At 67.6% G+C, this 25,007-nt stretch carries 23 protein-coding genes; 12 read left to right on the top strand and 11 right to left on the bottom strand.

What is annotated here, in order from left to right; genetic code table 11:
- The first annotated feature begins 41 nt into the window (after positions 1–41).
- The 3 genes from ACFVUS_RS22985 to ACFVUS_RS22995 all read left to right on the top strand — a co-directional run bounded on the left by ACFVUS_RS22985 (position 42) and on the right by ACFVUS_RS22995 (position 2,357).
- Positions 42–365 carry a DUF4190 domain-containing protein gene (locus ACFVUS_RS22985; RefSeq protein WP_387769576.1) on the top strand — a complete coding sequence of 108 codons (324 nt, stop codon included), beginning with the start codon at positions 42–44 and terminating at the stop codon, positions 363–365.
- Positions 366–414: 49 nt separating this feature from the next.
- A complete protein-coding gene (locus ACFVUS_RS22990) occupies positions 415–1,137 on the top strand; it encodes a TrmH family RNA methyltransferase (RefSeq protein WP_387769579.1) in 723 nt (240 codons plus the stop codon).
- A gap of 77 nt (positions 1,138–1,214) precedes the next feature.
- The gene (locus ACFVUS_RS22995) at positions 1,215–2,357 is read left to right on the top strand and encodes a glycoside hydrolase family 76 protein (RefSeq protein ID WP_387769582.1); all 1,143 of its coding nucleotides are present in this window, start codon (positions 1,215–1,217) and stop codon (positions 2,355–2,357) included.
- Here ACFVUS_RS22995 and ACFVUS_RS23000 read toward each other — a convergent pair.
- Together ACFVUS_RS23000 and ACFVUS_RS23005 are read right to left on the bottom strand one after the other, a co-directional pair.
- On the bottom strand, positions 2,354–3,064 hold the full coding sequence (locus ACFVUS_RS23000) for a DedA family protein (RefSeq protein WP_387769585.1): 711 nt from the start codon (positions 3,062–3,064) through the stop codon (positions 2,354–2,356). The genes ACFVUS_RS22995 and ACFVUS_RS23000 overlap by 4 nt on opposite strands.
- Before the next feature lie 8 nt (positions 3,065–3,072).
- On the bottom strand, positions 3,073–3,762 hold the full coding sequence (locus tag ACFVUS_RS23005) for a DedA family protein (protein WP_387770153.1): 690 nt from the start codon (positions 3,760–3,762) through the stop codon (positions 3,073–3,075).
- A 175-nt stretch (positions 3,763–3,937) separates the two neighbouring features.
- Between ACFVUS_RS23005 and fbaA the strand changes: the two genes are divergently transcribed.
- Both fbaA and ACFVUS_RS23015 read left to right on the top strand, forming a co-directional pair.
- Entirely contained in the window at positions 3,938–4,975 is a 1,038-nt protein-coding gene (gene fbaA / locus ACFVUS_RS23010) for a class II fructose-bisphosphate aldolase (RefSeq protein ID WP_387769588.1), read from the top strand.
- Positions 4,976–5,077: 102 nt separating this feature from the next.
- Positions 5,078–6,196 carry a BTAD domain-containing putative transcriptional regulator gene (locus ACFVUS_RS23015; protein ID WP_364636201.1) on the top strand — a complete coding sequence of 373 codons (1,119 nt, stop codon included), beginning with the start codon at positions 5,078–5,080 and terminating at the stop codon, positions 6,194–6,196.
- A gap of 3 nt (positions 6,197–6,199) precedes the next feature.
- Here the strand turns inward: ACFVUS_RS23015 and ACFVUS_RS23020 are convergent, their stop codons facing one another.
- Positions 6,200–6,475 carry a hypothetical protein gene (locus ACFVUS_RS23020; protein WP_364636198.1) on the bottom strand — a complete coding sequence of 92 codons (276 nt, stop codon included), beginning with the start codon at positions 6,473–6,475 and terminating at the stop codon, positions 6,200–6,202.
- A 176-nt stretch (positions 6,476–6,651) separates the two neighbouring features.
- On the opposite strand from ACFVUS_RS23020, the gene ACFVUS_RS23025 reads away from it, so the two are divergent.
- The gene (locus ACFVUS_RS23025) at positions 6,652–8,118 is read left to right on the top strand and encodes a DUF4185 domain-containing protein (RefSeq protein ID WP_387769593.1); all 1,467 of its coding nucleotides are present in this window, start codon (positions 6,652–6,654) and stop codon (positions 8,116–8,118) included.
- Between the two features lie 55 nt (positions 8,119–8,173).
- Here ACFVUS_RS23025 and ACFVUS_RS23030 read toward each other — a convergent pair whose 3' ends face one another.
- Together ACFVUS_RS23030 and ACFVUS_RS23035 are read right to left on the bottom strand one after the other, a co-directional pair.
- A complete protein-coding gene (locus ACFVUS_RS23030; protein WP_387769596.1) occupies positions 8,174–9,220 on the bottom strand; it encodes a fused (3R)-hydroxyacyl-ACP dehydratase subunits HadA/HadB in 1,047 nt (348 codons plus the stop codon).
- A 249-nt stretch (positions 9,221–9,469) separates the two neighbouring features.
- Positions 9,470–11,632 carry a hypothetical protein gene (locus tag ACFVUS_RS23035; RefSeq protein WP_387769599.1) on the bottom strand — a complete coding sequence of 721 codons (2,163 nt, stop codon included), beginning with the start codon at positions 11,630–11,632 and terminating at the stop codon, positions 9,470–9,472.
- Between the two features lie 81 nt (positions 11,633–11,713).
- On the opposite strand from ACFVUS_RS23035, the gene ACFVUS_RS23040 reads away from it, so the two are divergent.
- Both ACFVUS_RS23040 and ACFVUS_RS23045 read left to right on the top strand, forming a co-directional pair.
- Positions 11,714–12,148, top strand: coding sequence for a DUF3151 domain-containing protein (locus ACFVUS_RS23040; RefSeq protein ID WP_387769602.1), 435 nt, complete (start codon positions 11,714–11,716; stop codon positions 12,146–12,148).
- A gap of 58 nt (positions 12,149–12,206) precedes the next feature.
- Positions 12,207–13,301: an aromatic acid exporter family protein gene (locus ACFVUS_RS23045; protein WP_387770156.1), complete on the top strand. Its 1,095-nt coding sequence runs from the start codon at positions 12,207–12,209 to the stop codon at positions 13,299–13,301.
- Positions 13,302–13,307: 6 nt separating this feature from the next.
- On the opposite strand, the gene ACFVUS_RS23050 is transcribed toward ACFVUS_RS23045, so the two are convergent.
- Positions 13,308–14,090 carry a site-2 protease family protein gene (locus ACFVUS_RS23050; protein WP_387769605.1) on the bottom strand — a complete coding sequence of 261 codons (783 nt, stop codon included), beginning with the start codon at positions 14,088–14,090 and terminating at the stop codon, positions 13,308–13,310.
- Positions 14,091–14,129: 39 nt separating this feature from the next.
- Positions 14,130–14,792 (bottom strand): hypothetical protein, encoded by a 663-nt coding sequence (locus ACFVUS_RS23055; RefSeq protein ID WP_364649832.1) that lies wholly within the window; start codon positions 14,790–14,792, stop codon positions 14,130–14,132.
- A 273-nt stretch (positions 14,793–15,065) separates the two neighbouring features.
- Between ACFVUS_RS23055 and ACFVUS_RS23060 the strand changes: the two genes are divergently transcribed.
- A complete protein-coding gene (locus ACFVUS_RS23060) occupies positions 15,066–16,355 on the top strand; it encodes an adenylosuccinate synthase (protein WP_387769609.1) in 1,290 nt (429 codons plus the stop codon).
- A 99-nt stretch (positions 16,356–16,454) separates the two neighbouring features.
- Here the strand turns inward: ACFVUS_RS23060 and ACFVUS_RS23065 are convergent, their stop codons facing one another.
- Positions 16,455–17,948: a PLP-dependent aminotransferase family protein gene (locus tag ACFVUS_RS23065; protein ID WP_387769612.1), complete on the bottom strand. Its 1,494-nt coding sequence runs from the start codon at positions 17,946–17,948 to the stop codon at positions 16,455–16,457.
- Between the two features lie 61 nt (positions 17,949–18,009).
- Between ACFVUS_RS23065 and ACFVUS_RS23070 the strand changes: the two genes are divergently transcribed.
- From ACFVUS_RS23070 to ACFVUS_RS23080, 3 genes are all read left to right on the top strand, one after another.
- Complete coding sequence (locus ACFVUS_RS23070; protein WP_387769615.1) at positions 18,010–18,330, top strand: hypothetical protein; 321 nt, start codon at positions 18,010–18,012, stop codon at positions 18,328–18,330.
- 83 nt (positions 18,331–18,413) lie between these two features.
- Positions 18,414–18,974, top strand: coding sequence for a methylated-DNA--[protein]-cysteine S-methyltransferase (locus ACFVUS_RS23075; protein ID WP_387769618.1), 561 nt, complete (start codon positions 18,414–18,416; stop codon positions 18,972–18,974).
- Positions 18,975–19,102: 128 nt separating this feature from the next.
- Positions 19,103–19,594, top strand: a complete 492-nt coding sequence (locus ACFVUS_RS23080) for a hypothetical protein (protein ID WP_387769621.1) — start codon at positions 19,103–19,105, stop codon at positions 19,592–19,594.
- Positions 19,595–19,737: 143 nt separating this feature from the next.
- Here ACFVUS_RS23080 and ACFVUS_RS23085 read toward each other — a convergent pair whose 3' ends face one another.
- The 3 genes from ACFVUS_RS23085 to ACFVUS_RS23095 all read right to left on the bottom strand — a co-directional run bounded on the left by ACFVUS_RS23085 (position 19,738) and on the right by ACFVUS_RS23095 (position 24,977).
- Positions 19,738–20,781 carry a hypothetical protein gene (locus tag ACFVUS_RS23085; RefSeq protein WP_387769625.1) on the bottom strand — a complete coding sequence of 348 codons (1,044 nt, stop codon included), beginning with the start codon at positions 20,779–20,781 and terminating at the stop codon, positions 19,738–19,740.
- Between the two features lie 529 nt (positions 20,782–21,310).
- Positions 21,311–22,168, bottom strand: a complete 858-nt coding sequence (locus ACFVUS_RS23090) for a hypothetical protein (protein WP_387769628.1) — start codon at positions 22,166–22,168, stop codon at positions 21,311–21,313.
- Positions 22,169–22,352: 184 nt separating this feature from the next.
- The gene (locus ACFVUS_RS23095; RefSeq protein ID WP_387769631.1) at positions 22,353–24,977 is read right to left on the bottom strand and encodes a LuxR C-terminal-related transcriptional regulator; all 2,625 of its coding nucleotides are present in this window, start codon (positions 24,975–24,977) and stop codon (positions 22,353–22,355) included.
- Between the last annotated feature and the right edge of the window lie 30 nt (positions 24,978–25,007).

Here is a 25,007-nt window from a genome sequence, read left to right on the forward strand (position 1 = left end):
AATCCGGGGTGTGGCCAGCACGAAGACCTAGCATCATGTGCATGAGCTATCAACCGCCGCCGCCGGGGTATCAGCCCCCGCCCGGCTATTACGGCGCACCGCCGCCGGATCATCCACAGGCCGTCACCGTGCTGGTGCTCGGCATTCTCAGCCTGGTGCTGTGCCAGGTCATCGGGCCGGTGGCCTGGGTGATGGGCCGCCGCGTCCGCGATGAGATCGACGCCTCGCGGGGCGCCATCGGCGGTCGCGGCATGGTCAATGCCGGATACATCTGCGGCATCATCGCCACGGGTCTGCTGGTGTTCGTCGTGGTGATCGTGGTGCTGAGCATCGTGATCGGTGTTGTCGGCAGTACGACGAATTAGGACCGGCCGCCCGGCAGCGCGGGCAGGCCGGTGCTGACCTGCCATTACGATGGCGCGGGTGAGTTCCGCCAGTACCGACGATCCCCTCGCCCCCGATGCCGCCGGCTCCGAGGGCGATCCGGCCGGTCCCACCGAATGGGGTGAGCACCCGCACGGCGTCGGGCCGTGGCGCGACGAATTCGGCACCGAACCGCCGGATGACCCGCGGCTGGACCCGGAATTGCTCGCGCACGGCGACCGCCGCAATGTGGTGGACGCGTACCGCTATTGGACCCGCGAGGCGATCGTCGCCGATATCGACAGCCGCAGGCATTGTTTCCACGTGGCCATCGAGAACTTCGGGCATGACGCGAATATCGGCACGGTGGTGCGCACCGCGAACGCCTTCGGCGCGGCGGCCGTGCACATTGTCGGGCGTAAGCGCTGGAATCGGCGCGGGGCCATGGTCACCGACCGCTATCAGCACATTCACCATCACGCCGATACCGCCGAACTGCTGAAGTTCGCGATCGCCAACAACTTGACGGTCGTGGCTGTGGACAATGTGCCGGGCTCGGTTCCGCTGGAGACCGCCGACCTGCCGCGCGATTGCCTGCTGCTGTTCGGCCAGGAGGGTCCGGGCGTCACCGAGGCCGCCAAAGACGCCGCGCTGCTGACCGTTTCGATCGCGCAATTCGGCTCGACCCGCAGCATCAATGCGGGAGTCGCAGCGGGGATAGCGATGCACGCCTGGGTTCGGCAACACGCCGACCTGGGAACGGCCTGGAAGTGACAACCGCCACGGCAATTGGACAAGGTTGGTAACAAATCAGCCACGGGGTGGGGTGTGGCCCTGGCACGATATGTCCTATGACTTCGCGGACCGGGCGCAATATCGAGCCGACGGCCGCGCTCTGGGCGGAGCGCGCCGATCTGGCGGAGTCCGCGATCGTGTCTCGGCACCTGCGGACGCTGTGGGGTATGCCGGGTACGGCGCTGGGCGTGGTCGGCTGGCCCGCGACCAAGCGGGAGCGCGGGTTCGCGAATTGGCACTACTGGTGGCAGGCGCATCTCATCGATTGCGCGGTGGACGCCGCCAATCGCGCGCCGACGCCGGTGCGGCAGAAGCGGATCTGGTCCATCGCGCATGCCATGCGATTACGCAATATCGCCGGGTGGACCAATAACTACTACGACGATATGGCCTGGCTGACAATCTCTTTGGAGCGGGCCGAGCGCACCCAGGGCGTCGAGGAGGTGCGCGGTGCGCTGCTGCAATTGAGCAATGAGCTGTACACCGGGTTCGAACCGCAGTTCGGCGCGGTGCCGTGGCGTAAGGGCTCGGATTTCTTCAATGCCCCCGCGAACGGTCCGGTCGGTATTGCGATGGCCCGGCTCGGCCGCTATCCGCGCGCCCAGGAAATCTCCGATTGGCTCGATGACAACCTGCGTGACAAGGACTCCGGGCTCATCTTCGACGGCATCCACCTGCCCTCCGGTGAGGTCGAACGCCCCACCTACAGCTACTGCCAGGGCGTGGTACTCGGCCTGGAAACCGAACTGGCCGTGCACACCGGCGAACCCCGGCACGTCGATCGCGCGGTCCGGCTGATCGCCGCCATCGAGGAGCATATGGTCGGCGGCGGTGTCGTCATCGGCGGTGGTGGCGGGGACGGCGGCCTGTTCAACGGCATTCTCATCCGCTATCTCGCGCTGGCCGCGGTCATGCTGCCCGGCGACGAGACCGATCAGGTGAACGCCCGCCGCACCGCCGCCGCGATCGTGCGCGAATCGGCTACCGCGGCCTGGGAGAACCGTCTGGAAGTCGAGGGTGAGCCGCTCTTCGGCCCGGACTGGCGACTGCCCGCGCGACTACCCGGCGTTTCGGGTGCGGGCCGCTTCGAAGGCGGTTCGGTCTCGGCCTCGCGCACTCCGGAACGCGATCTGTCCGTTCAGCTTTCGGGCTGGAAACTGATGGAGGCCGCGCATACGGTCACCGCCGCGGGCCTCTAGTCGTTGCGGCTGATCACATGCATCGGCACCGTCTCGCACTCCGCGTCGAGCTCGAAATCCTCTGCGGGCCGTGACATTTCCGCGCGGTACTGGCGGACGCCGACGATCGTGCCGAGGATCAATCCGACCACCAGCGTGCCGATCACCGCGGGCATCAGCCAGGACACGTTCTCCAGGAAACTGCCCGCGTAGTACCCGATCAGCAGCAGTACCGGCGCCCAGATGATCGCGCCCACCGTCGAGGCGATCGTGTACTTGCGATGATCCATACCGGCCGCACCCGCCACCAGCGGGCACAGCGTGCGCACCCACGGAATCCAGCGTGCCACCAGCACCGCCAGGAATCCGTGGCGATGTAGTAGCTCGGCCACCCGGGCCAGATTCCGGGTGTTGATGTATTTGCCGTTCTTACGCGCCACCAGGTGATGTCCGGTGCGCTGCCCGATCACATAGCCGACCTGATTACCGGCGATGGCCGAGATCATGGTGCCCACCGCCAGCGCCCACACGTGCATCTCGCCGGTGACCTGCGAGGCCAGCACGACACCGGCGGTGATGAGCATCGAATCACCGGGCAGGAACAGCCCGATGATCAGCGCGCATTCGAGGAAGACAAACGTGAGGACGACGGTCCACACGAGCACCGGCCCAGCTGTCTCGAGCGGCCCGAAGGCGCTCAGAGCGTGGGTTAGCGGGGTGGTCGACACCGATGGCTCTAGCGGTTCGGCTCGTTCGACGTGGCGGCCAGCTCCGCCTCGGCGCCACGATTGCGCAGGTTCTTCAGCACCGCGAGGATGCCCGGCAGGATCGAGACGAGCACGATGAGCAGGAAGATCGCCTCGACATTCTTACGAATGAATTCCACATTGCCGAGGAAGTAGCCCAGCACGGTCACGCCGCCGCCCCACAGGATCGCGCCGACGATGTCGAAGGTGACGAACTTGCGGTAGTCCATCTTCGAAACGCCCGCCAGCACCGGCATGAACGTGCGCACGATGGGCACGAAGCGAGCCAGGATGATGGTCTTGGGGCCGTGCTTCTCGAAGAACTCGTGCGTCTCGGTGACGTACTTCTTCTTGAAGAAGCGGCTGTCCTCCTTCTGGAACAGCGCGGGCCCGATGGCCCGGCCGATCCAATACCCGGATTGATCACCGAGGAATGCGATCAGCACCACAGCGGGCAGCAGCACCCAGATGGAGACGGGCGGGTTCGCCTGCGCCGACAGCAGACCGCCGGTGAACAGCAGCGAATCGCCGGGCAGGATCGGGAACAGCAATCCCGTTTCGATGAAGACGATCACCAAGATCGCCGGGAGCACCGCGTTCTTCAGCCAGGTCTCCGTCAGGAGATGCATGGGATCGAGAATCGCGGGGAGCGCGACGTTGGTCGTCACGGCATCGGACACGGCCAGCAAGGTCACGGCCACCACCCTACCGGTCATTGCGATGTGACACCGAACGTCGAAGCAACCTCACGAACTTGTCAGGATTCCGAGGCCATTGCCAGGCGAAAAGCCGTCTGCCCTAGGGTGTGCCCTGACAGAATTTGTTGTACACAGCACACCACTTACGGAGGTCATTGTGCCCATCGCGACTCCGGAGATCTACGCCGAGATGATTGCTCGGGCCAAGGAGAACTCCTTCGCGTTCCCCGCGATCAATTGCACGTCGTCCGAGACGATCAACGCCGCGATCAAGGGTTTCGCCGACGCGGGCAGCGACGGCATCATCCAGTTCTCCACCGGCGGAGCCGAATTCGGCTCGGGCCTGGGTGTGAAGAGCATGGTGACCGGCTCGGTCGCGCTCGCCGAATTCACGCATGTGGTGGCCGCCCAGTACGACATCACCATCGCGCTGCACACCGACCACTGCCCGAAAGACAAGCTGGACGGCTTCGTTCGGCCGCTGATCGCCATTTCGGCGGAGCGCGTGAAGTCCGGTCTGAACCCGCTGTTCCAGTCGCACATGTGGGACGGCTCCGCGATTCCGATCGACGAGAACCTGGAGATCGCCAAGGAACTGCTCAAGCAGTGCCATGCCGCGAACATCATTCTCGAGGTCGAGATCGGCGTCGTCGGCGGTGAAGAGGACGGTGTCGAGGCGGAGATCAACGACAAGCTCTACACCTCCCCCGAGGACTTCCAGAAGACCATCGACGCGCTCGGCGCGGGCGAGAACGGCAAGTACCTGCTGGCCGCCACCTTCGGCAATGTGCACGGTGTCTACAAGCCGGGCAATGTCGTGCTCAAGCCCGAGGTGCTCGCCGAGGGCCAGCGCGTCGCCGCCGCCAAGCTGGGTCTGGGCGCGGACGCGCAGCCGTTCGACTTCGTCTTCCACGGCGGTTCGGGCTCGCTGAAGTCCGAGATCGAGGATTCGCTGCGCTACGGCGTGGTGAAGATGAACGTCGACACCGACACCCAGTACGCGTTCACCCGCCCGGTCGCCGGTCACATGTTCGCCAACTACGACGGCGTGCTGAAGATCGACGGTGAGGTCGGCAACAAGAAGGTGTACGACCCGCGCAGCTACCTGAAGAAGGCCGAAACCTCCATGGCCGCGCGCGTACAAGAGGCGTGCAACGACCTCAAGTCGGCTGGTCGCTCCATCAGCGCCAAGTAAGGTAGCTCCGGAGGCCGGGAAAATCCGGTCCAGTGAGCAGAGCCCGCCGTGGTGGCCAGGTGCTGCCGCGGCGGTTCGCTTTTCTATACGAGGTGCAGCGCAATGACTCTCGATGTGCGGGTCCTCGGGCCTGTGCAAGTGCTGGTCGGCGGCCGTCCAGTGCTGGTCGGCGGCCCCAAGCCGCGTGCACTGCTGGCCGCGTTGACGGTGAACCGGCGGCGTGCGGTGTCGTCGCAGGCGCTGGCGGATATCGTCTGGAACGACGAGCCGCCGGACTCCTATCAGGCCAGCCTGCAGGTGTTCGTCTCCAATATTCGTAAGACGCTGCGCAACGCCGGTGTCGATCCGGGCACGGTGCTGCGGACCGAGTCGTCGGGGTATCGACTCGAAATCTCCGATGAGCACTGCGATCTCGGGCGTTTCGAGAGCATTCGGCGCTCGGGCACCGAGGCCGCGAATCAGGGCGACCACGAGCGGGCGGCACGGCTGTACGCGGATGCGCTGGCGCAGTGGACCGGTCGCGCCCTGGACGATCTGTCCGGGCTGTCGTTCGCCGAAAGTTTCGCCACCGCAATGGATGAGGAGCGACTGCTGGTCGCCTCCGCGCGGGTGGACGCCGAAATCGCCTGCGGGCGTGCGTCCGCCGTGGTCGGTGAACTCGTCGCGATGACCAACGCGCATCCGCTGCGCGAACCGCTGTGGGCGCAGTTGATCACGGCGCTGTACCTGTCCGGGCGGCAGGCCGACGCGCTCGAGGCGTGCCGCCGGGTGCGCGGGGTGCTGTCCGATGAGCTCGGCATCGATCCGGGTCCGGCGATCATCGCGCTGGAACAGCAGGTGCTGCGCCAGGAACCCTTGCAGACCGGGCAGATCGCCGAGGTCGAGCGGATGGCCAAGGCCATGACCGAGACCGTCACCGAGATGCCGCGCGCGGTGCGGGCCGGGCAATTGCTGACCGCCGAGGGCCGGATGATTCCGATCGCGGTGGGCGGTATGAAGATCGGCCGCATGACCGACAACGATCTGGTGCTCGACGATCCCAAGGCCAGCCGGTACCACGCGCAGATCACGCCCAGCCGGGCCGGACTGCTGATCAAGGATCTCGGGTCGGCGAACGGGGTCTACATCAATGAGCAGGCCATCGAGAGCGCCGCGGTGCTCGCCGACGGTGACGCCATCCGGATCGGGGCGACGGTGTTCGTCTTCCAGGCGGTGCGCTGAGGTTCAGGCCCCGGCCTTGGCGAGTAGTTCGACGGCCTCGCGCAGCGCCTGCCGATCCTCGGTGTCGGGCGGCTTGTAACCGCCGCTGACCGTGACGGTGACGATGTCGCCCGCGCGTAGCTGCAGATCGTCCAGGCACATGGGTAGCAGGCCGACGAAGAGCCGGTGTTCCTTGCAGGTCAGGATGATGTGCGAGGTGTGTCTACTGGTGAGGTAGGCCAGCTCCTCGGCGAGTTCGGCGCTGATGGTCCCGGTCAGGGTCACGTCCTGCACGTACACCACCCCACTGTATTACGCTGCTGCCCAGTTGGTTTCGGTTCGCGGAGATCCGCGGTCGCGGCTCGCCGGATATCGATTCGGTTGATCTTGGGCGAGTGCCCGCTGTTCGCCGGTCTCCGCGGGTAGGGTCTCCTGCCGGATGTGTCCGAAGAGCCCGAATGGCGAGAGGTTGGTGCATGGCCGAACGGCTGCTCGCCGCGGTGGGAGCAATGGTGTTCGGGGCCGGCGCGCTGGTCGGCGCGCACCCCGCGACCGCCCTGGCAGCCCCCGCGGAACACGGTGCGGTGGAAGCGATTCCGGGTATCGGGCCGTGTCATACCGATCCCGCCCCGGTGCACGAATCGCTGGTGCCCAAAACCCTCGAGGTGCCGATCACCTACCCGGTCGTCACCGTCGACCCCGGACCGCCGGTGGAGAACACCAAGCGCATCGATATGGAGCTGCCGAGCGATCCGTGCGTCAATCCGTGCCCGGACCTCACCGATCTGCCCGCGCCGCCGCCGAGTCTCAATGAGCAGCTTGGCATTCCGCGCCTCATCCTGCATCCGCAGCCGTTCAATTTCGCCTTCCCCAACCCGAACCCGCCCGCCGTGCCGCCCGGTCCCGAACCCGCGCATCCCGGGGTCGAAACCGCGCCGCTGACGCCCGCCCGGGCCATGCCGCAGGTGACCGACGTCCGCGAGGTCGCCAAGCTGACCGGGGCCAACTCCATCAACCGCACCGATAAGCGCTGGCAGGTGCAGGGCACCGACCTGGGCATCATGTGGGAGAGCGAGCCCGGCGAGATCGCCATCGCCTTCGGCGACACCGTCGGGCACGACTTCCATCCGCCCGGCGGTATGGGCGAGGACTGGCGCAGCAATCTGCTCGCCTTCAGCACCGACAAGAACCTCGCGGACGGCGTCACCTTCGACAGCATGGTCACCGACTCGCGCTGTCACGCCACCGAACTGCTGTCCAGCAAGAAGCTCGACAATATCGAGATCACCACCATCCCGACCTCCGGTTTCGCGCTCGGCGACCGGCAGTACATGAGCTACATGTCCATTCGCACCTGGAACAGCATTCCGGGCACCTGGTACACCAACTACGGCGGCATCGCCTACTCCGACGATCACGGCCGCACCTGGACCAAGGACGCACACGCCAAGTGGGACAACATCTTCGGCGTATCCAACTTCCAGGTCTCGGCCATGGTCCCGGCGGGCGACTACGTCTACATGTTCGGCACGCCCAACACCCGGCTGGCCTCGGTGGGCTTGGCGCGGGTGCCGAAGGATCAGGTGCTCAACACCACCGCGTACCAGTACTGGCGCGATGGTGAATGGACCCCGGTCGGCGGATACACCTCCGCCACACCGATTGTCGACGCCCCGGTGGCGGAGCTGTCCGTGCGCTACGACGCGGTGCGCAAGATCTGGCAGATGAGCTACCTGGACACCGCGAAAGCGGCTCTCGTTGTGCGCGAATCGGATTCACCGCAGGGTGTGTGGTCGCCCGGTGCCGCGACGGTGAGCGCCATGCAATTTCCGGAACTCTACGGCGGTTTCATCCACCCCTGGTCGACCGGCAACGAGCTCTACTTCACCATGTCGACCTGGAGCGACTACAACGTCTACCTGATGCACGCCACCCTGAATTGACGCGAAAGGCGGCACCGCGATCGAATCGCGATGCCGCCCAGACGGTTTGAGTGCGTCAGGAGAGCCGGACCTCGGCTACGGCGCGGCCGAAGAGCTTCTTGCCCTCCGAGGTGGCACCGAGAACGATGGTGGCGGAACCGGTTTCGGCGTCCACCGACTTCACCTTGCCGGTGAAATCGACGAAGGTCGGGGCGGTCGGCTCCACCGGGACGAAGCCGGAGAAGCGCACGCTGAACTTGCTCAGCGCCGCCGGATCACCCAGCCAGTTCACCAGGTAGCTGGCGGTCAGGCCCATGGTGAGCATGCCGTGTGCGACCACGGTCGGCAGGCCGACCAGCTGGGCGGCGGCATCGCTGAAGTGAATCGGGTTCGGATCGCCCGAGACGCCCGCGTAATTCACCAGATCGCCGCGGGTGACGGGCACCTTGCCGGGCGGAAGTTCGGTGCCGGCGGCCAGGGTCGCGGCGGTCGGGGTGGTCTGCACCGGCAGTGCGGGAGCGGGATCGCGCAGCTCGGCGACATCCTCCGGCGCGAGCAGGATGAGCCCGGTCGGATCGGAGATGTGATCCTCGGGGACATGCCCGTGCATGAGCACGCCCGAAACGGTCTCCACGGCGGCGGGATCGATCTCGACGCCCTTGCGGGCCACGATGGTGGTGGTCGCGACCAGCACCGGCAGCGCGTCGGCATCGCTCATGGTCACCTTGACGGTGAGGAAGTCGTTATCGCCGTACGAGCGGATCTGCTCGATCAGCACATCGACCGAGAGCAGGTCGTTGTCCAGGATCGGGCGGTGGTATTCGAAGATCTGATCGGTCTGCATGAACTGCGAGACGTCGTACTCGGTGAGCACGGAACCGATCAGCGAACGGGTGGTGGCGGCGCCGATGACGGACGCGAAGGTCGGCGAGGCCAGCAGGCCGGCGTAGCCGAGCGCGAGCGCGTCGTCCTCGTGGTGGTGGGCGGGGTGGTGGTTGCGCACAGCGCGTGCGAACTCGCGGATCTTCTCGCGGCCCACGTCGTAGTGGTCACGCACGCGAAAATGCCGACCGACCAGATCGGTGGCGGTGGTGGCGGCAATCGCCTCGGCCGTCTCCGGCATGGTTCAGCTCCCTGCGCAATCGAAACCCGGTAGGACCGCGCCCGATCGGTGTCAGCACAGAACCACGGCATACAGCCCGCGGAGGCGCCGACACCCCATCGTGGCTGGCCCAGACAATCTGCGCCATATTACTGGCGAGTCGGACTGTTGACCAGGTGTTTGTGATGTTCGTCGCGGGCCGGGGCGCTAATGCGCCACCCGCCCGATCAGAACATCTGCGCGGGACCCCTATCCGTTAGTCGAAAGCCGCTATCCGTTGGCCGGATCACAGACCTTCCAGCCATCGGCGGTGCGCTGCAGGTCGAAGGTGCGCGCCGACTGCTTCGACGGATCCGCCTCGGTGTACACGGTCGCCTGCGCCAGCGCGGCATCCCCGGTGATGCGAATGGCATCCACGCTCTTCACCACGGGAATGCTCTTCTGCTCCTTGGAGGTTCGATACACACCGGCGAACTGATCGGCCGAGATCTTCTGATAGAAATCGTGCTGCGCACCGCAGGTGATCCCGCGCAACTTCTCCAGATCGCCATTCGCGAGCCCATCGGTATAGGTCGAAATAGCGACCTTGACCTGCGCCTCCGGCGTATCGTCCGACCCGCCGGCGACCATCACGACAATGCCGATGATCACCGCGATCACCACCGCCGCCGCGATCCCCGCCAGCAGCAACACCCGATTCTTGCTTCCCCCACCGGCTTTCGCGGGCGCGGCGTCACCCTCACCCGCCGCGGGCACCCGCTGCGGTGCGGCAATGGTCCGCGGCCCACCCTGCCCATCCTGTGGCCGCTGCGGCTCCTGCGCCCGCTGAGCATCCTGAGGCCGCTGTCCGCCCCCCTGAACACCCCCGACACCCTGCGCACCAACGGCTCCACCCGCCACGGCTCCCGCCAACCCCGGCGCCCCCACCCCACCCGGCTTGGTCATCGGCACACCGCCCGGTCCACCCTGGGCAGGTCCACCCTTACCTTGCGGCCCGACCTGTCCGGGTACACCTTGGCCCTGCGGCCCGACCTGTCCGGGTCCGTTCTGGCCTTGCGGTCCACCCTGTCCGGGTCCGCTTTGTCCCTGCGGCCCGCCTTGTCCCTGTCCGCTCGGGATGGGAGCGCCGGGTCCCTGAGGCCCGCGCTGTCCCGGTCCACCCGGACCCTGGGGTCCGCTTTGCGCAGGTCCGCCGGGCCCTTGCGGCGCGCCCTGCGGTCCGCCCTGTCCGTTCGGTCCCTGCGGCGGCGCGCCGGGTCCGACCCGTTGCGGGCCGGGCGGCATGGCGCGCGGCCCGCGAATCGGCACGGCGGGCGCGGTCGGCTGCATATCGGCGGGGGAGGGCGCACTGGCGGGCCGGCGCGGCGCGTGCGGCGGCCGCGGCGGCGCGGGCCGAGTCTCCTCGACCGCCCCATCCTGATCCGGCGCACCCCCGCGCGGCCCCACATTCCTGGGCCCCTGATTCATCCGAGGCGAAGCGGGCGGCTTACTCACGGCCCGCCCCTGCGGCCCGGACACCCGCATCTTCTCCGTCGCCTGATCCGGTGTAACCACCGGCAACATGGTGGTGGCATCCTCGGACCCCGCCGGAACCTGCTTCATCACAACGGTTTTCGAATCCGGCGATCCGGCATCCGCGCCGGGCTGCTCGGTGGCGTCGTTCGCATCGGGCTTTTTCGCATCCGGCACGGACGGGGTGTCGGCCGATTTCTTCGGGTCGTCCTGTGCGGGTGCGGTTTTCGCGGCGTCCGTAACGGCGGCCGGGGGCTGCTGCACGGAATTCGCCGGTGCGGCATCGGTTTGCGGAGCTGCCGTATCCGGGCGGGAAACGACCTTGAACACGGTGGTGGCGTCCGCCGAGGGCGCGGGGTTTCCGGAGTCCGCCGCGCTGGCGCCGCCACCCGAGACCTTGGCCGCTCCGCTCGGCTGCGCGCCACCCTGAGGGGCGGGTGCACCCTGCTGCGCCGCGCCTTGCTGGTCGGCCGGACGGCTTTGCTGTGCCGCGCCCTGCTGGTTCGCCGTGCCGGACTGCTGGCCTGTTTCCCCGCGCTGGGAAATTTCGCCAGGTTGGTCGGGTGCGCCCGGTCGGTCGGCTTCGCCCTGCTTCGCGGCCTCGGCGGCATTGCCCGAGGCGGCCGAACCCGGTCCGCCTTGCGGCGCGCCCGACTGCGTGGGGCCACCCTGAGGAGCCGACGGACTCTGCCCACCCGGGGTTGTTTCCGGGCGGGGGGTGGTGGGGATTCGGGTGGTGGGGCCGTCGGAGACCGGTTGGGCGGGCTCGTATTTGATGGTGGCGAAGCCGGGCTTGGCGGTGCGGATCACCTCGGTGGCCGCGGTTTCGGGGGCGGCGGGTGTGTCCTTGTCGGCGCCCTTGCCGGGAGCTGCCTGGCGGGCAGAGTCCTGTGGCTGCTGGTCGTCGTTCGAGTCGGACACGCGCTACCCCTCGGTTCGGCGGAACTGTGATTCGACGGTCAGCCTACTGAGCATTCGCGCGGTCGGTGCAGAATGATCGGCATGACCTCCTTCGGTGATCTGCTCGGACCCCAGCCGGTACTGCTTCCGGAAAACACCGACGCCGAGGACGCGTTGCTGAACAAGCAGGACCCGGTAGTGGTCGCGGCCGCGCATCCGACAGCGTCCATCGCCTGGGCTCATCTGGCCGAAGGCGCCCTCGAGCGCGGCAATAACGAGGTGAACGCCGACACCCTCGCCGGGTACGCGTTCGCCCGCACCGGCTACCACCGCGGCCTGGACCTGTTGCGCCGCAACGGCTGGAAGGGTTTCGGCCCGGTGCCGTGGAGCCACGAACCCAATCAGGGTTTCCTGCGCAGCGTCGGCGCGCTGGCCCGCGCGGCCCGCACCATCGGTGAGACCGACGAGTTCGCGCGCTGCCTGGATCTGCTCGAGGACTGCGACCCGCGCGCCGCCGCCGAACTCGGTCTCGACTGATTTGAGCAGTGGCCTAGGCACGACCTTCGACGCCGCCAAGGACAGCGGCGTCGCGCGCATGCGCACCGCCGCGAAGCGGGTGCGGTCCTCGCTGCTGCCGATTGTGCAGTGCGCGGTCGGCGCGGGCGTGGCCTGGTTCATCGCGCACAATATCGTCGGGCATCCGCAACCGTTCTTCGCGCCGATGGCCGCCATGATCTCGATCGGCGTCTCGTTCGGCGCACGGTTGCGCCGCGCGGTCGAATTGATCGTGGGCGTCGCGGTCGGCATCGGCATCGGCGATCTGTTCGTCTCCTGGGCGGGCACGGGCATCTGGCAGATCTCGGTGCTGGTCATCTTCGCCATGTGCACGGCCGTATTCCTGGACGGCGGCCCGGTCATCACCATGCAGGCCGCGTCCTCGGCGGTGCTGGTGGCGACATTGCTGCCACCGGCGAGCGGCAATTCGAATCTGCGCATCATCGACGCACTGGTCGGCGGCATGGTCGGCATCGTGGTGGTGGCGGCGATCCCGCTGCATCCGGTGCGCCGCGCCCGGCAGCAGGCCGCGGACATTCTCGGCGTCATGGGCACCTCGCTGACCGAGTGCGCCGCGGGGCTGCTGGAGCATGACGCGGAGAAGATCAAGGTCGCGCTGGAGGCCGTGCGCGGCACCCAGAGCAATCTCGACACCCTGCGCAGCACCCTCGAGGGCGGCCGCGAAATCAGCAGAATCTCACCGCTGTACTGGAATTCGCGTGCCCGCCTGGAACGCCTGCGCGAGGTCGCGGACCCGCTCGACAATGCCGTCCGCAATGCGCGAGTGCTGTTGCGCCGCGCCCTGTCCCTGGTGCGCGATGACGAAATCCTGGATCCGCGACTGACTCTCGAAGTCGAACGACTCGGCCAGGCCGTGGATATCGTGCGCCAGATGGTGCTAGCTGACCCGGGCGATAAACCCGATGCCGCCGAGGCCACCCGTGTACTGCGCACGGTCGCCAAGGGCGCGACCAAGGATCTGGTTGACGGTGCGGGCATCTCCGCGCACGTGGTGTTCGCGCAGATCCGCTCGATCGTGGTCGACCTCATGCAGGTGTGCGGGATGCGCAGGCTTTCCTCGATCGCCATGCTCCCGCCGACCGTCCCGAATCCCTATGTGACGCCGGTGGATTGATTCGGCTCAGCGCCAGAAACGCGTCAGCGTCGAACCGAAATCGGACCAGATCGACGGCACGCCCGACAGTTCGAACAGCGCCCGAATCCCGTTGAAGAACGCGATATTGATCTGCGGCACGAACAGCAGCGCGATCAGGATCAGAATTCCGTACGGCTTGATCTGATCCATCGACCGCCGCGTCTCATAGCTCAGCGACGGTTCCAGAATCCCGTAGCCATCCGTGCCCGGCACCGGAATCAGATTGAGCACGGTAGCCATGATCTGCAGGAAGGCCAGGTAGCTCAGCCCGAACCAGAACGCGGCATGCGAATACGAACTGCCCCACAGCTTCACGATGATCAACAGCACGATCGCGCACAGCAGATTGCTGGCCGGACCCGCGCCGCTCAGAATCCGCCGGACCTTCGCGCTGAAGCTGTTCGAGTTCACATACACCGCACCACCCGGCAGCGCGAACCCGCCGATGGCGATGAACAGCAGCGGCAACCCGATCGACAGCAGCGGATGACTGTATTTCAACGGGTTCAAGGTGAGGTATCCGCGTAGCTCGACTTCGCGGTCCCCGGCGCGATACGCGACGAAAGCATGAGCGAACTCGTGCAGGCAGATGGACACCACCCAGCCCGCCACCACCATCAGGAAAACTCCGAATTTCGCCTGATTGGATAGCAGATCCGCAGTCCAGGCCACCACTCCGCCCGCCACCGCGATCGCGACGACGAGCAGGAACACCGGGCTCGGGCGCACCGCCCCCGAGGCACGGCCGATCGCGCGAGGACTACTCATCGGACTCCTTGAATGGACCCCGGATTCACCGGGTGAAGATCAACGGACCAGCAACCACGGCTCATGATGCCGGTAGAACGTGGATCGCCGCACCGGCTTATCGGTGGTGATGCCGTCCCGGGTGACGATCGCGCCGCGGGTGCCGAGTTGCATGGCACGCCCCTGCGCCCAGCGTTTCTTGCCGAGAATTCCGCGTTGCGCGCTGGCGTGCAGACCCGGCATCTCCAGTGTCGGTGACACCAGCAGCGCCGAGACCTTACCGGTGAACAACCGCGTGTCGTCCACGTACGCTTCGCCTTCGAGCTTCTCACCGTTCTCGCCGACCAGGGTGGCGCGGCCGATCAGCACCTTGCCGGTGTCATCGCGAATGAGCGGGGTCTCGGTCGGCTTACCTTCCAGCGCGCGCTTGGCGGCGGCGGATCCGGTGCCGGTCTCGTAGGCGCGCGAACCGTAGGTGCGGTCGACGGGGACGTAACCGATTTCCACGCCGAGGCGTTCGGTGCGCATCAAATGGGTGAGCACCGCCGCGAGTCCGGCGTCCTCACCGAGCACGATGAGCCGCGGCAGACTGTCGGCGGCCATCACCGGCAGCAACTCGTCCAGCACATTGGTGTCCGGTATGGCGGAAGTCTGGGTGAGCGGTAGCGAAGCGAGCGCGATCGGTACGGGTGCGCCGTCGCAGCGGAGAACATGGGTACTCAACTGCCGTACACCCTCCTCTGACCTGACAACACCATCGCCTCGCTGCGCTCCTGCGGGCCGTCTTACCGGCCCGACTCCCCGTGCCACCATAGCCCCGCTTCATTTGCGGCGCCGCCTTCGAAGCCCACCCGTTACGTCGGTTTCGTCCCGTGCCGGGTCGCGAACCTGGGCGTATTCGAGCATCTACTAGACTGACCCTCCGGCCACCGCCTTCTGACGGCGGGTAGCTGCAGCATCACCGATGCTGCGCGTCGAACCCGTAGGAGTCTTCTAATGCCGGCAATCGTGCTGATCGGCGCCCAGTGGGGCGACGAGGGCAAGGGCAAAGCGACCGACCTGCTCGGTGGCCGCGTCCAATGGGTTGTGCGCTACCAGGGCGGCAATAACGCGGGCCACACCGTGGTGCTGCCCAATGGCGACAACTTCGCACTGCATCTGATTCCGTCCGGCATTCTCACCCCCGGTGTGACAAACGTCATCGGCAACGGCGTGGTGATCGATCCGGGCGTCCTGCTCACCGAACTCGCGGGCCTGGAACAGCGCGGCGTGGACACCTCCCGCCTGCTGCTGTCCGCCGACGCGCACCTGATCATGCCGTACCACGTGGCCATCGATAAGGTCACCGAGCGCTTCCTCGGCAATAAGAAGATCGGCACCACCGGCCGCGGTATCGGCCCCTGCTACCAGGACAAGGTCGCCCGCGTCGGCGTCCGCGTCGCCGACGTGCTGGATGAGAAGATCCTCACCCAGAAGGTCGAGGCCGCACTGGAATTCAAGAACCAGGTGCTGGTGAAGATCTACAACCGGCGCGCGCTCGACCCGCAGCAGGTCGTCGACGAGGTGCTCGAAAAGGCCGAAGGCTTCAAGCACCGCATCTCCGACACCCGCCTGCTGCTCAACCAGGCTCTCGAACGCGAAGAGATTGTGCTGCTGGAGGGTTCGCAGGGCACCCTGCTGGACGTCGACCACGGCACCTACCCCTACGTCACCTCCTCCAACCCGACCTCGGGCGGCGCGGCGGTCGGTTCGGGCATCGGCCCCAACAAGATCGAGACCGTGCTCGGCATCCTGAAGGCGTACACCACCCGCGTCGGCTCCGGCCCGTTCCCGACCGAACTCTTCGACGAGTCCGGCGCGTACCTGGCCAAGACCGGCGGCGAGGTCGGCGTCACCACCGGCCGCGCTCGCCGCACCGGCTGGTTCGACGCCGTGATCGGCCGCTACGCCACCCGCGTCAACGGCATCACCGACTACTTCCTCACCAAGCTCGACGTGCTGTCCAGCCTGGACACCATCCCGATCTGCGTCGCCTACGAGATCGACGGTGAGCGGTTCGACGAAATGCCCACCACGCAAACCGATTTCCACCACGCCAAGCCGATCTACGAAGAGATGCCGGGCTGGTGGGAGGACATCTCCGGGGCGCGGAAGTTCGAGGACCTACCGCCGAACGCGCAGGCGTACGTGCTGCGGCTGGAAGAGCTTTCGGGCGCGCGGATGTCCTGCATCGGCGTCGGCCCGGGCCGCGATCAGACCATCGTTCGCCACGACATCCTGAGTTGAGAGCGCGGGAGTAGATCCCGAGATCGTTTCGCTGTCTGAGAATTCCACCCCCGTTGCGTGAAAACGCAACGGGGGGTGACTCATTTCAGCGGGGGTTCTTCAGTAGCAGGTCAGCGGGGCGAGCGGTTCCGCGGCGTGCGGGGTCAGTGACGCGTAGGCCGCCGCGAGAGACTTCACCGCAACGCGAATGTCGGCTTCCTCGTGCGTATATGGCAGGCGCAGGAATCGCTCGAACGCGCCCTGCACGCCGAAACGTGGTCCGGCGGCGAGCAATACGCCGTGATTCGGGGCTGTCGCGGCCAATGCGGTGGAGACCGGGGCGGGGAGTTGCGCCCACAGCGACATGCCGCCCGCGCCGGGGGAGACCCGCCAATCGGGCAGGTCCTCGGCCAACGCCTCGAGCATCGCCGCGCGGCGGCAACGCAGTTGTTCCCTTCGCACGGTGAGGATTTCGTCCTCGTGCTGGAGCAGGTGCACCGTGGCCAGCTGGTCCATGACCGGGGTGCCCAGGTCCACCGTGGAGCGGGTGCCGAGCAGTTTGGTGATGAGCGACTGGTTGGCGCGCACCCAGCCGACGCGCAGACCGCCCCAGAAGGATTTCGACGCCGAACCGATGGTGACGATCTCCGAGCCGCGCGCGAATGACGCTGCGGGCGGCATGATTTCGTGATCGGTGAGGTGCAGGTCGACCATGGATTCGTCGACGATCACCGTCATGCGGGTCTCGCGGGCGATGGCGGCCAGTTCGGCGCGACCCTCGGCGGGCAGCAGCAGGCCGGTCGGATTGTGATAATCCGGGACCAGATACGCGACGCTGGCGGCGGTTTGTCTTGCGGCGCTGCGGATCCCATCCAGATCCCAGCCGTCCGGGCGCAGCGGCACCGGAACCGGGCGCGCGCCGACATCGCGGATGGCCTCGATGGCGTTCGGGTACGAGGGATGCTCGATCAGCACCCGCTCGGCCGGGGTGGTGAGCACATTGAGCAGCAGTCGCAGCCCGTGCTGTGCGCCGAGGGTGACCAGGATCTGATCCGGATCGGTCGGCAGACCGCGCTCGGTATAGCGGCGGGCCAGCGCCTCGCGCAGCATGAGCATGCCGACCGGATCCATGCCGTGCGTACCCAGATACGTCGGAAGTCCTTGCAGCGCAGTGGTGTACGCGTCCGTCATCTCGATCGGCGCGGACATGGCCGCGTACGTCATATCGATGGTCGGGAGTTCGGGTTGCGCCATCATGGCGAGCAGGCTGCGCGCGGGTTTGGTGCCGTCGTGCACGACCGTCGGCGGCAGCGCCACCGTACTGCGTGAACCCTGCCTGCTGATCAGGTAGCCGTGTTCGCGCAGCAGCGCGTACGCGGAGGTGACGGTGGTGCGGCTGACATGCAGGCTGGTGGCCAGATCGCGCTCACTGGGCAGTGCCACGCCCAGGGGTGCGCGGCCGTCGTGGATGAGCAGTCGAATGCTCTCGGCCAGTGCCACGTACGCGGGCCTGGTGCTGCGTTTGTTCTCGCCCGCGGGGGAGCCGGGCTCGTCCTGCCGCCAGCGGCCCAGGTCGCGGGTGAGGCTGGCTGCCCCGATCACTCGTATCGCCATAAAGGCCAGTATCCGGGTACTGGATATTTTCTTCAAGTCCAGCGGGGGCCACCATCGAATAATGATCGCAATGCTCATCTCCCTGCTGGTTGTCGCGGCCTTCGCCGGAATCGTGTACCGGTTCGCTCCCACGCCGGATGAGCGTTGGGGCGCACTGCTGGAGCGCTACCGGCCGCATGCGCCGATGTCGGACTGGTCAGTCTCGGAATATGACGGGGCCAGGCAGTATGCCGACCTCGCCGCCGCCTATGCGCATCAGGATGAGCCACCGGCCGTCCTGGTCGCGCGGCACACTCGGCGCACCCGGCTGGTGCGGCGCGGTGGCTCGCCGCTGCCGCATCTGGCCAGCATCCCCTGCCGGGAAGAAACAGTCCAGTTCTAGATAACTGGTCTGAAGTGGTTGGCGCTGGCGGCTACCGGCCATCCGGAACTGGACTTGTCGGTACCGCGGTGCACACTGGCTCCATGTCGCATCCGGACCGCCCGCTCGCCTCGGCGGCGCTCTTCGATACCGCGATCGGCACCTGTGCCCTCGCCTGGAGCGCCGCCGGTGTGCTGCGCTTCGCCCTCCCCGAGGCGGATCCGGAAGACACGCGTGCCTACATCCTGCGCAAGCATCGCGTCTACGACATCCGCGAAGCTGACCCCACCCCCGAAATCGCGGCAGCCATCGAGAAGATCCGCGCCCACCTCGCCGGTGACCTGGACGACCTCGACTGGATCCCCCTGGACATCAACTCCCTCAACGACTTCGACCGCGCCGTCTACGCCGTAACCCGCGCCATCCACCCCGGCCACACCCTCAGCTACGGCGACATAGCCAACCGCATAGGCGCCCCCGGCGGCGCCCAAGCCGTAGGCCAATCCCTCGGCCGCAACCCCATCCCCCTCATAGTCCCCTGCCACCGCGTCCTCACCGCCGACCACGCCCTGCACGGCTTCTCCGCCCCCGGCGGCATCAACACCAAACAGCGCCTCCTCGAAATAGAACGCACCCCCGGCTTCGGCGAACCCACCCTCTTCTGATCTGCGAACACCACACGCGTTCGAGGATTCGGGATGAGAATAATTTGGATCGCGCGGGGCGTCGGTGATTTCGTGATCTGTGCGAGCAACCCAGCCAGGGAACTCGCGTGAAACCAGGGAGGGCGCACATGGCAGATCCGTATCAGCACCAACCGTTCTACGATCCCGCGCGGCTGGGCGCACCTGATACGGGCTCCGGTATGCCGTTCACTCAATCCGTCGGACCGCTTGTGTCGCAACCGGTGTGGACTCCACCCATCGCGCAGCCTGCGCCGAATCTCTTGATTGCCATCGGTGATATCGCGGTAGTCGGTGGCGCAGTGGTCACACCTTCGGGAACGCTGCCGCTGCGCGGTGCAATCTGGACCGCGACCGATATGTCGCACGCTGCAGATCGCATTCCCGCCTACGCGGTGGTGCTGACCATCTTGTTCCTCCCGCTCTGTTTCTTAGGCCTGTTCTTCCTCCTCATCAAGGAACGAGTCATCACGGGCTTCGTCCAAGTCACGGTCACCGCTGGTGGACGCTTCCACACCACAATGATCCCGGTCTTGGACCAGCAGACCTTCCCGACAATCGTGTACCAGCTCAACTACGCTCGCTCCCTCAGCGCGATGTGAGTTTAGGCAGCTGGCCTACGAAAAACCGCCCGTGCCATACGAATTCGTATGGCACGGGCGATTCATGGGTCTTACCCGATGATGAATCCGGCGACTTCGTCTGTGCGGATACCCATTTCGGTAGCACTAGCTCGCGGAATGGGTTAGAACGCGCCGCCCAGGAAGCCGCCGACAGCGCCGCCTGCTACGCCACCTGCGATGCCGCCGAGGGCGGCCGCCGGGATGCCCGCTGCGGCGGCTCCGGCAGCGCCGCCGACTGCCGCGCCGATGAGGGCTCCGCCCGCGATGCCGCCGGGGATGTCGATGGGGGCGGTCCAGGGCAGGACGGTCGCGCCGATGGTGCCGAGGGCTCCGCCCGCGACGCCGCCGATGACCGCGCCGACCACCGCACCGGGGATCGCGCCCGCGATGGCGGCGGGGACGCCCGCGCCGATCGCGCCGATCGTCGCACCGGCCGCGACACCGGCGAGGGTGCCCGCCGCGATGCGATCGGAGCGGCTCGGGTTGATACCGATGGAATTGAAGCCGGTGGCGATGGCGGCCTCGGCCCCAGCGGCGACATTGTTGACCGTATCCAGGGTCTGGTTGGGCATGTCATCCGGTACGGGGGAGGTGAAGTCGCCGAGCCGGAGCGTGCGCGGCGGCGGGGCGATGGGGGCTACCGGCTGCACCACGGTCGGGGCGTGCAGGGTCTGCCAGTCCACCGGCGGGGCCGGTGCGATCTGCGGGATGGGCCGGAAGTTGGCCGGGACCGCGTAATCCGCCTGCGGTTGCGACTGAGCCGGTGCGGGCGGGCGATTGGGGGTGGTCACGCCCGGCTGAACAGGACCGGGGCGCGCGCCTGCGCGGTCAGCGGCCGGGTAGGTGACGCCGGGCTGGGACTGTCCGGCACCGAATTGCGGGGTGGGGAACGCGGTTCCGGGCCCCGGTTGCACACCGGGTTGCGTGCCAGGAGCACCCGGGGTCAGGGTGCCCGGCGTGATTCCCGGTACCGCGCCCGGTACGACATCGCCGCCGGGGGCGGTACCCGGCGGCAGCACGCCCGGCTGCGTATCCGTGCCAGAGCTGCCGGAAGCACTGGATGCCGGTGCCGCGCTGGGCGTTTCGGAGGCGCCGGAGCACGCCACGGCGAATACCAGCGGCAGCGTGCCGACGATCATGGCGCGGCGAACCGCGGTTTTCCTCACGAGCTGCCGACGGTTCACGCCGGACCACCACCCCTCATCAGATTGAATCGATTAACCAAGCGATATGAAATTGGCCGCCGCGCCAAGCGCTCCAGCACCGGATCCCCACGCCCCCATACCCGCTGAGCAGCTGGTTCGATCGTGCGCGCCGAGCACCGGATCCGATCGCGACTTGAAAACCTCGCACCCCGGCACGCCGAGACACGCTGGTGCTCCGCAGTTTTCGGACCGCGTGTCGAAGGCCGGTTGTCCGTCACCTACCGGCCCCGTGTCCCGCGCGGCGGCGGGCGGAACACCCGCTGCCGGTACCGGCAGCGCGGCCGTTTCCGTGCAGGGCGGCCGTGGATCGGGCCGGATCGGAGCTCTGTGCTGCCCGCTGGGCCGCGCAATTCGTGTGTCGCGCTGCGGTGCCATCGGCACCCGGTTGGACGTCGACCGCCGCTGTGCCGGACCGATCCATGTTGTCCGCCAGGCGAATTCGGGGCCGCCCGCGCCGGTGGGCGCGAGCGGTCGGAATCTCCGGTTCGGGTTAGAACGCGCCGCCGAGGAAGGCGCCGGCGGCTCCGCCCGCGACGCCGCCGAGGACGGCGGCGGGGATGCCGATGGCCGCCGCGCCGAGGGCCGCGCCCGCGGCCGCGCCGACGCCCGCGCCGATGAGCGCGCCGCCGCCGATGACGGGGACGGCGGCGGGGGCGGCGATGACCGCGCCGAGGCCGCCGGTGGGAACGCCCGCCGCGACGGCCGTTCCGGCGACGATGGCGACGCCGATACCGGCTCCGATGCCCGCGCCCACACCCGCGCCGATGAGGCCGCCGCCGATCGCGCCGCCGATGGCGGACGGGATGCCGACGATGGCCGCGCCGAGGACCGCGCCGCCCGCGGTGCCCGCGGCGATCTTGTCCGAGCGGGAGGGGTTGATGCCGACCGACTGGAGGCCGGTGGAGAGCGCGGCTTCGGTGCCCGCGGCCGCGTCATTGACGGGGTTCAGGATGGCGTCCGGCAGCGCGTCGGGTGCGGGGGTGGTGAAGTCGCCGATGCGGACGGTGCGCGGCGGCGGCGCGATCGGGGCCACCGGTGCGACCGGTTCGGGCGCGTGCAGCTGCTGCCAGTTCACGGCGGGCGCGGGCTCGGTCTCGACCGGGACCGGCCGATGGTTCTGCGGCACCGCGTAATTGACCTGCGGTGCGGGCGGCTCGACCGTGGTGCCGGGCTGGCGCGTGGTGTCGACGCTCGGTGCGGCGGGCTGCGCGGGGCCGGTGGTCACGCCGGGCTGCGGAATGGCCTGGGCGACGCCCGCGCAGGCGATGGCGAAGGCCAGCGGCAGTGCGCCGAGGGCGGGCCGGATGGCGCGTCGAACGCCGGTATTCATGTCATGCCGACGAGTCACGCCGAAAACCACCCTCATCAGATTGGAACTGTCCCCGTGGCCGGGAGCGGCCACTCGGCGGGATGTTAGCTGAAAGGAAACGGGTGATTCCAGATGTGAATCAATCGATTCGTTACCTGACGGTGATGCTCGAGATATATCCCACACTTGCTGGTAGAGGCGGTTTCAAGATGCTGCCGCCGGTTCAGGCCTCTGATTTGCCGGAAGGTGACCCGCCGCGCATGAGCTCGGCCAGCGCCTCCCGATCGGTGACATCGAGCTTGATGCACGCCCGGTACAGATGCCCCTCCACGGTGCGCACCGATACGGTCAGCCGATCCGCGATCTGCCGGTTCGAGAGCCCCGCCGCGACCAGGTTCGCGATCTCGCGTTCGCGCGCGGTGAGCGGCAGCGGTTGCGCGGACTGCCGCAGCGCGGGCGTGCTGGCCCCGCCGCACGCGGCCGCGAGCCGATTCGCGGTGGCGGCCGATTCCAGCAGCCGCCGCCGATCACCGGACCGTTCATGCGCGGACGCGGCCTGCGCGGCGGCGTCGGCCGCCGACAGCAACACCCCCATGGCCTCGAATTCGGCTGCGGCGGTGTCCAATCCGGCCCCGTCATGGGCGGCGACCGCCACCGCGTGCCGGGATTGCACCTGAACCAGTCGCCCATCCACCCGCGCGGCCAGATCGGCGAGCCGTCCCGCCACCGAATGATCGCCGAACCGCGCCGCGGTGTGCAGCGCCATCGCCTCGATGGCGTGCTGATGTGATCGCGCCGCCGCGTCGGCCGCACCCAGGGCGAGCCGAATCGCCGGTGTCGCGGTGCCTTCCGCCGCCGCCTGCCAGGCCTTGGCGATCTCCAGCATGGGTTCGTACACCGCACTGTGCCTGCCGCCGCGTTCCTCGGCCGCCGCGATGGATTCGGCCGCCTCCGAGGCCCGGCCCAGCGCCGAATACGCTTCCGCCAGTTGCAGTCTGGCGGGGAACATCCAGGCGGCCTTGCCTTCGGTGGTGAGCGCGGCGAGCGCCTGTTCGAGGTTGTCGATGCCCTCGGGGAATCGTCCCTGCGCCACATCGACGGTGCCCTGCAAAATCTTGGTCATGCCCCACGCCAGATACTGCCCCGGCGATGAGTACGTGTAATTGCTGCTGGCACAACGTCGCGCGGCATCCATATCGCCGGTGAAGGTGAGCGCCAGCACCTCCGCGTGCGTGGACATGAACCGGTTCAATCCGTCGATATGCGATTCGATGGCGTGCCCGCGTTCGGCGTACTGTCGCGCCGCCTCCCCGCGCCCCATCAGCGCCAGGGCCAGGCCGCCGCCGAACGCCGCCCACCAAACAGCCCAGGGCGGAACGTCATTCGCCGCCATGACGGGTTCGGCGAACGCGAACGCCTCGTCGAGCTTGTTCTCGTTGACCGCGCACGCGGACGCCACCCCGTCCAGGATGGCGACGATCTTGGGATGGGTGGCCCGGCTGCGCACCGAGGCCAGCACCTCGTCGGCCCGATCGGCATCGCCCATGGACCACAGCAGATTCGAGACGCGGGTGGAGCCCCAGCGCGCCAGCTGTACCTCGTTCAACTGGTCCGGATCGAAGGCCGCGAGGGTGCGTTCGGCTTCGATGCGATGCCCCTGCCACAGCAGCGCCCGCGCCAGCAGATCCGCCGCCTCGACTCCGCCGCCGCGCTCCACGGCGGCGCGTGCGAAACGTTCTCCCAGTGGCAGATTCGCCAATCCGATGGCATCGGCGGCGGCCGCCTCGAACAGTTCCAGATCCGCGGATTTGTCACTGTCCAAAGCCAATTCGGCCAGCCGGATGCGATCGGAGGCGGAATTGATCGGCCGTTCCTTGAGCGAGGTGAACAGCCGTCCGCGCAGTCGCCGCGCCGAGGCGATGCCGAGCCGCCGCCGAATCACCTCCCCGAACAGCGGATGGTTGTATCGCACCAGCAGTTGCCGCCCGTGCTCGACAATCCTGATGACACCGCGTGATTCGGCGGTCTCCACGGCCTGCTCGCCCGTCAGTTCGGCGAGTACGTCCAGGTCGATGGGTTCGCAGAAGGTGAGCAGTTCCAGCACCCGCAGCACGGGTTCGGGCAGCTGTTCCACCCGATCCTCCAGCAGCGCCGCCAATTGCGAAGTGACAGCGGCCCTTCCGCGCAACTGCCAGACCCCGTTGACCTGTCGCAGCGTCCCGGCCTCCAGTGCGCCCTCGACCAGGTGCCGCAGGAAAAGCGCGTTCCCCCCGGAGGATTCCCACATCAGATTGCTGGTGAACCCCTCCAGCTGCCCGCCGAGCATGTTCTCCACCAGCTCGACGCTCTGCCGCTGCGTGAACGGCGACAGGTCGATGCGCAGCAGATGCCCGTCCTTCCACAGCGAGGTCACCGCGTCCGGCACCGGCACCCCGCTGCGCACGGTGGCCACGATATGCGCGGCCTTGTCGATGGCGAGCTGCAAAAGCAGTGTGGCGGAAAGCTGATCGAGCAGATGCGCGTCATCGACGCCGATGATGGTGTGCCCGTCCGCGAGCAGCGCCTCGCGCGCGGCGGCCATGAAGGTGACCGGATCGTGCGCGGTGTACACCCCGACCATATGGGCGAAGACCCCGAGCGGAATGCTGCGCGCCGATTCGGTGCCCGCCACCCAGCGGATATTTCCGGTGCCGCCGTGCACCGCCGAGGTGGCCAGGCGGGCGAGGGTGGTCTTGCCGACCCCCGCGTCGCCGGTGAGCACCGCGCCGACGAATTCGTCGCCGGTCAGCGCCGCGGTGATCGCCTCGAGCTCGCTCTCCCGTTCGACCATGGGCCAATTCCGAGCCATGGCTTCAACTGTAGTTCGCTCGCCCTTCGT

The organism is Nocardia sp. NPDC058058 (assembly GCF_042885355.1).
Lineage (GTDB): Bacteria > Actinomycetota > Actinomycetes > Mycobacteriales > Mycobacteriaceae > Nocardia.

Bases quoted from the DNA above. Each gene is read 5' to 3' on its own strand.
- ACFVUS_RS22985 (WP_387769576.1), top strand. From the start codon at position 42: ATGAGCTATCAACCGCCGCCGCCGGGGTATCAGCCCCCGCCCGGCTAT.
- ACFVUS_RS22990 (WP_387769579.1), top strand. From the start codon at position 415: ATGGCGCGGGTGAGTTCCGCCAGTACCGACGATCCCCTCGCCCCCGAT.
- ACFVUS_RS22995 (WP_387769582.1), top strand. From the start codon at position 1,215: ATGACTTCGCGGACCGGGCGCAATATCGAGCCGACGGCCGCGCTCTGG.
- ACFVUS_RS23015 (WP_364636201.1), top strand. From the start codon at position 5,078: ATGACTCTCGATGTGCGGGTCCTCGGGCCTGTGCAAGTGCTGGTCGGC.
- ACFVUS_RS23025 (WP_387769593.1), top strand. From the start codon at position 6,652: ATGGCCGAACGGCTGCTCGCCGCGGTGGGAGCAATGGTGTTCGGGGCC.
- ACFVUS_RS23030 (WP_387769596.1), bottom strand. From the start codon at position 9,220: ATGCCGGAGACGGCCGAGGCGATTGCCGCCACCACCGCCACCGATCTG.
- ACFVUS_RS23040 (WP_387769602.1), top strand. From the start codon at position 11,714: ATGACCTCCTTCGGTGATCTGCTCGGACCCCAGCCGGTACTGCTTCCG.
- ACFVUS_RS23045 (WP_387770156.1), top strand. From the start codon at position 12,207: ATGCGCACCGCCGCGAAGCGGGTGCGGTCCTCGCTGCTGCCGATTGTG.
- ACFVUS_RS23050 (WP_387769605.1), bottom strand. From the start codon at position 14,090: ATGAGTAGTCCTCGCGCGATCGGCCGTGCCTCGGGGGCGGTGCGCCCG.
- ACFVUS_RS23060 (WP_387769609.1), top strand. From the start codon at position 15,066: ATGCCGGCAATCGTGCTGATCGGCGCCCAGTGGGGCGACGAGGGCAAG.
- ACFVUS_RS23065 (WP_387769612.1), bottom strand. From the start codon at position 17,948: ATGGCGATACGAGTGATCGGGGCAGCCAGCCTCACCCGCGACCTGGGC.
- ACFVUS_RS23070 (WP_387769615.1), top strand. From the start codon at position 18,010: ATGATCGCAATGCTCATCTCCCTGCTGGTTGTCGCGGCCTTCGCCGGA.
- ACFVUS_RS23075 (WP_387769618.1), top strand. From the start codon at position 18,414: ATGTCGCATCCGGACCGCCCGCTCGCCTCGGCGGCGCTCTTCGATACC.
- ACFVUS_RS23080 (WP_387769621.1), top strand. From the start codon at position 19,103: ATGGCAGATCCGTATCAGCACCAACCGTTCTACGATCCCGCGCGGCTG.
- ACFVUS_RS23095 (WP_387769631.1), bottom strand. From the start codon at position 24,977: ATGGCTCGGAATTGGCCCATGGTCGAACGGGAGAGCGAGCTCGAGGCG.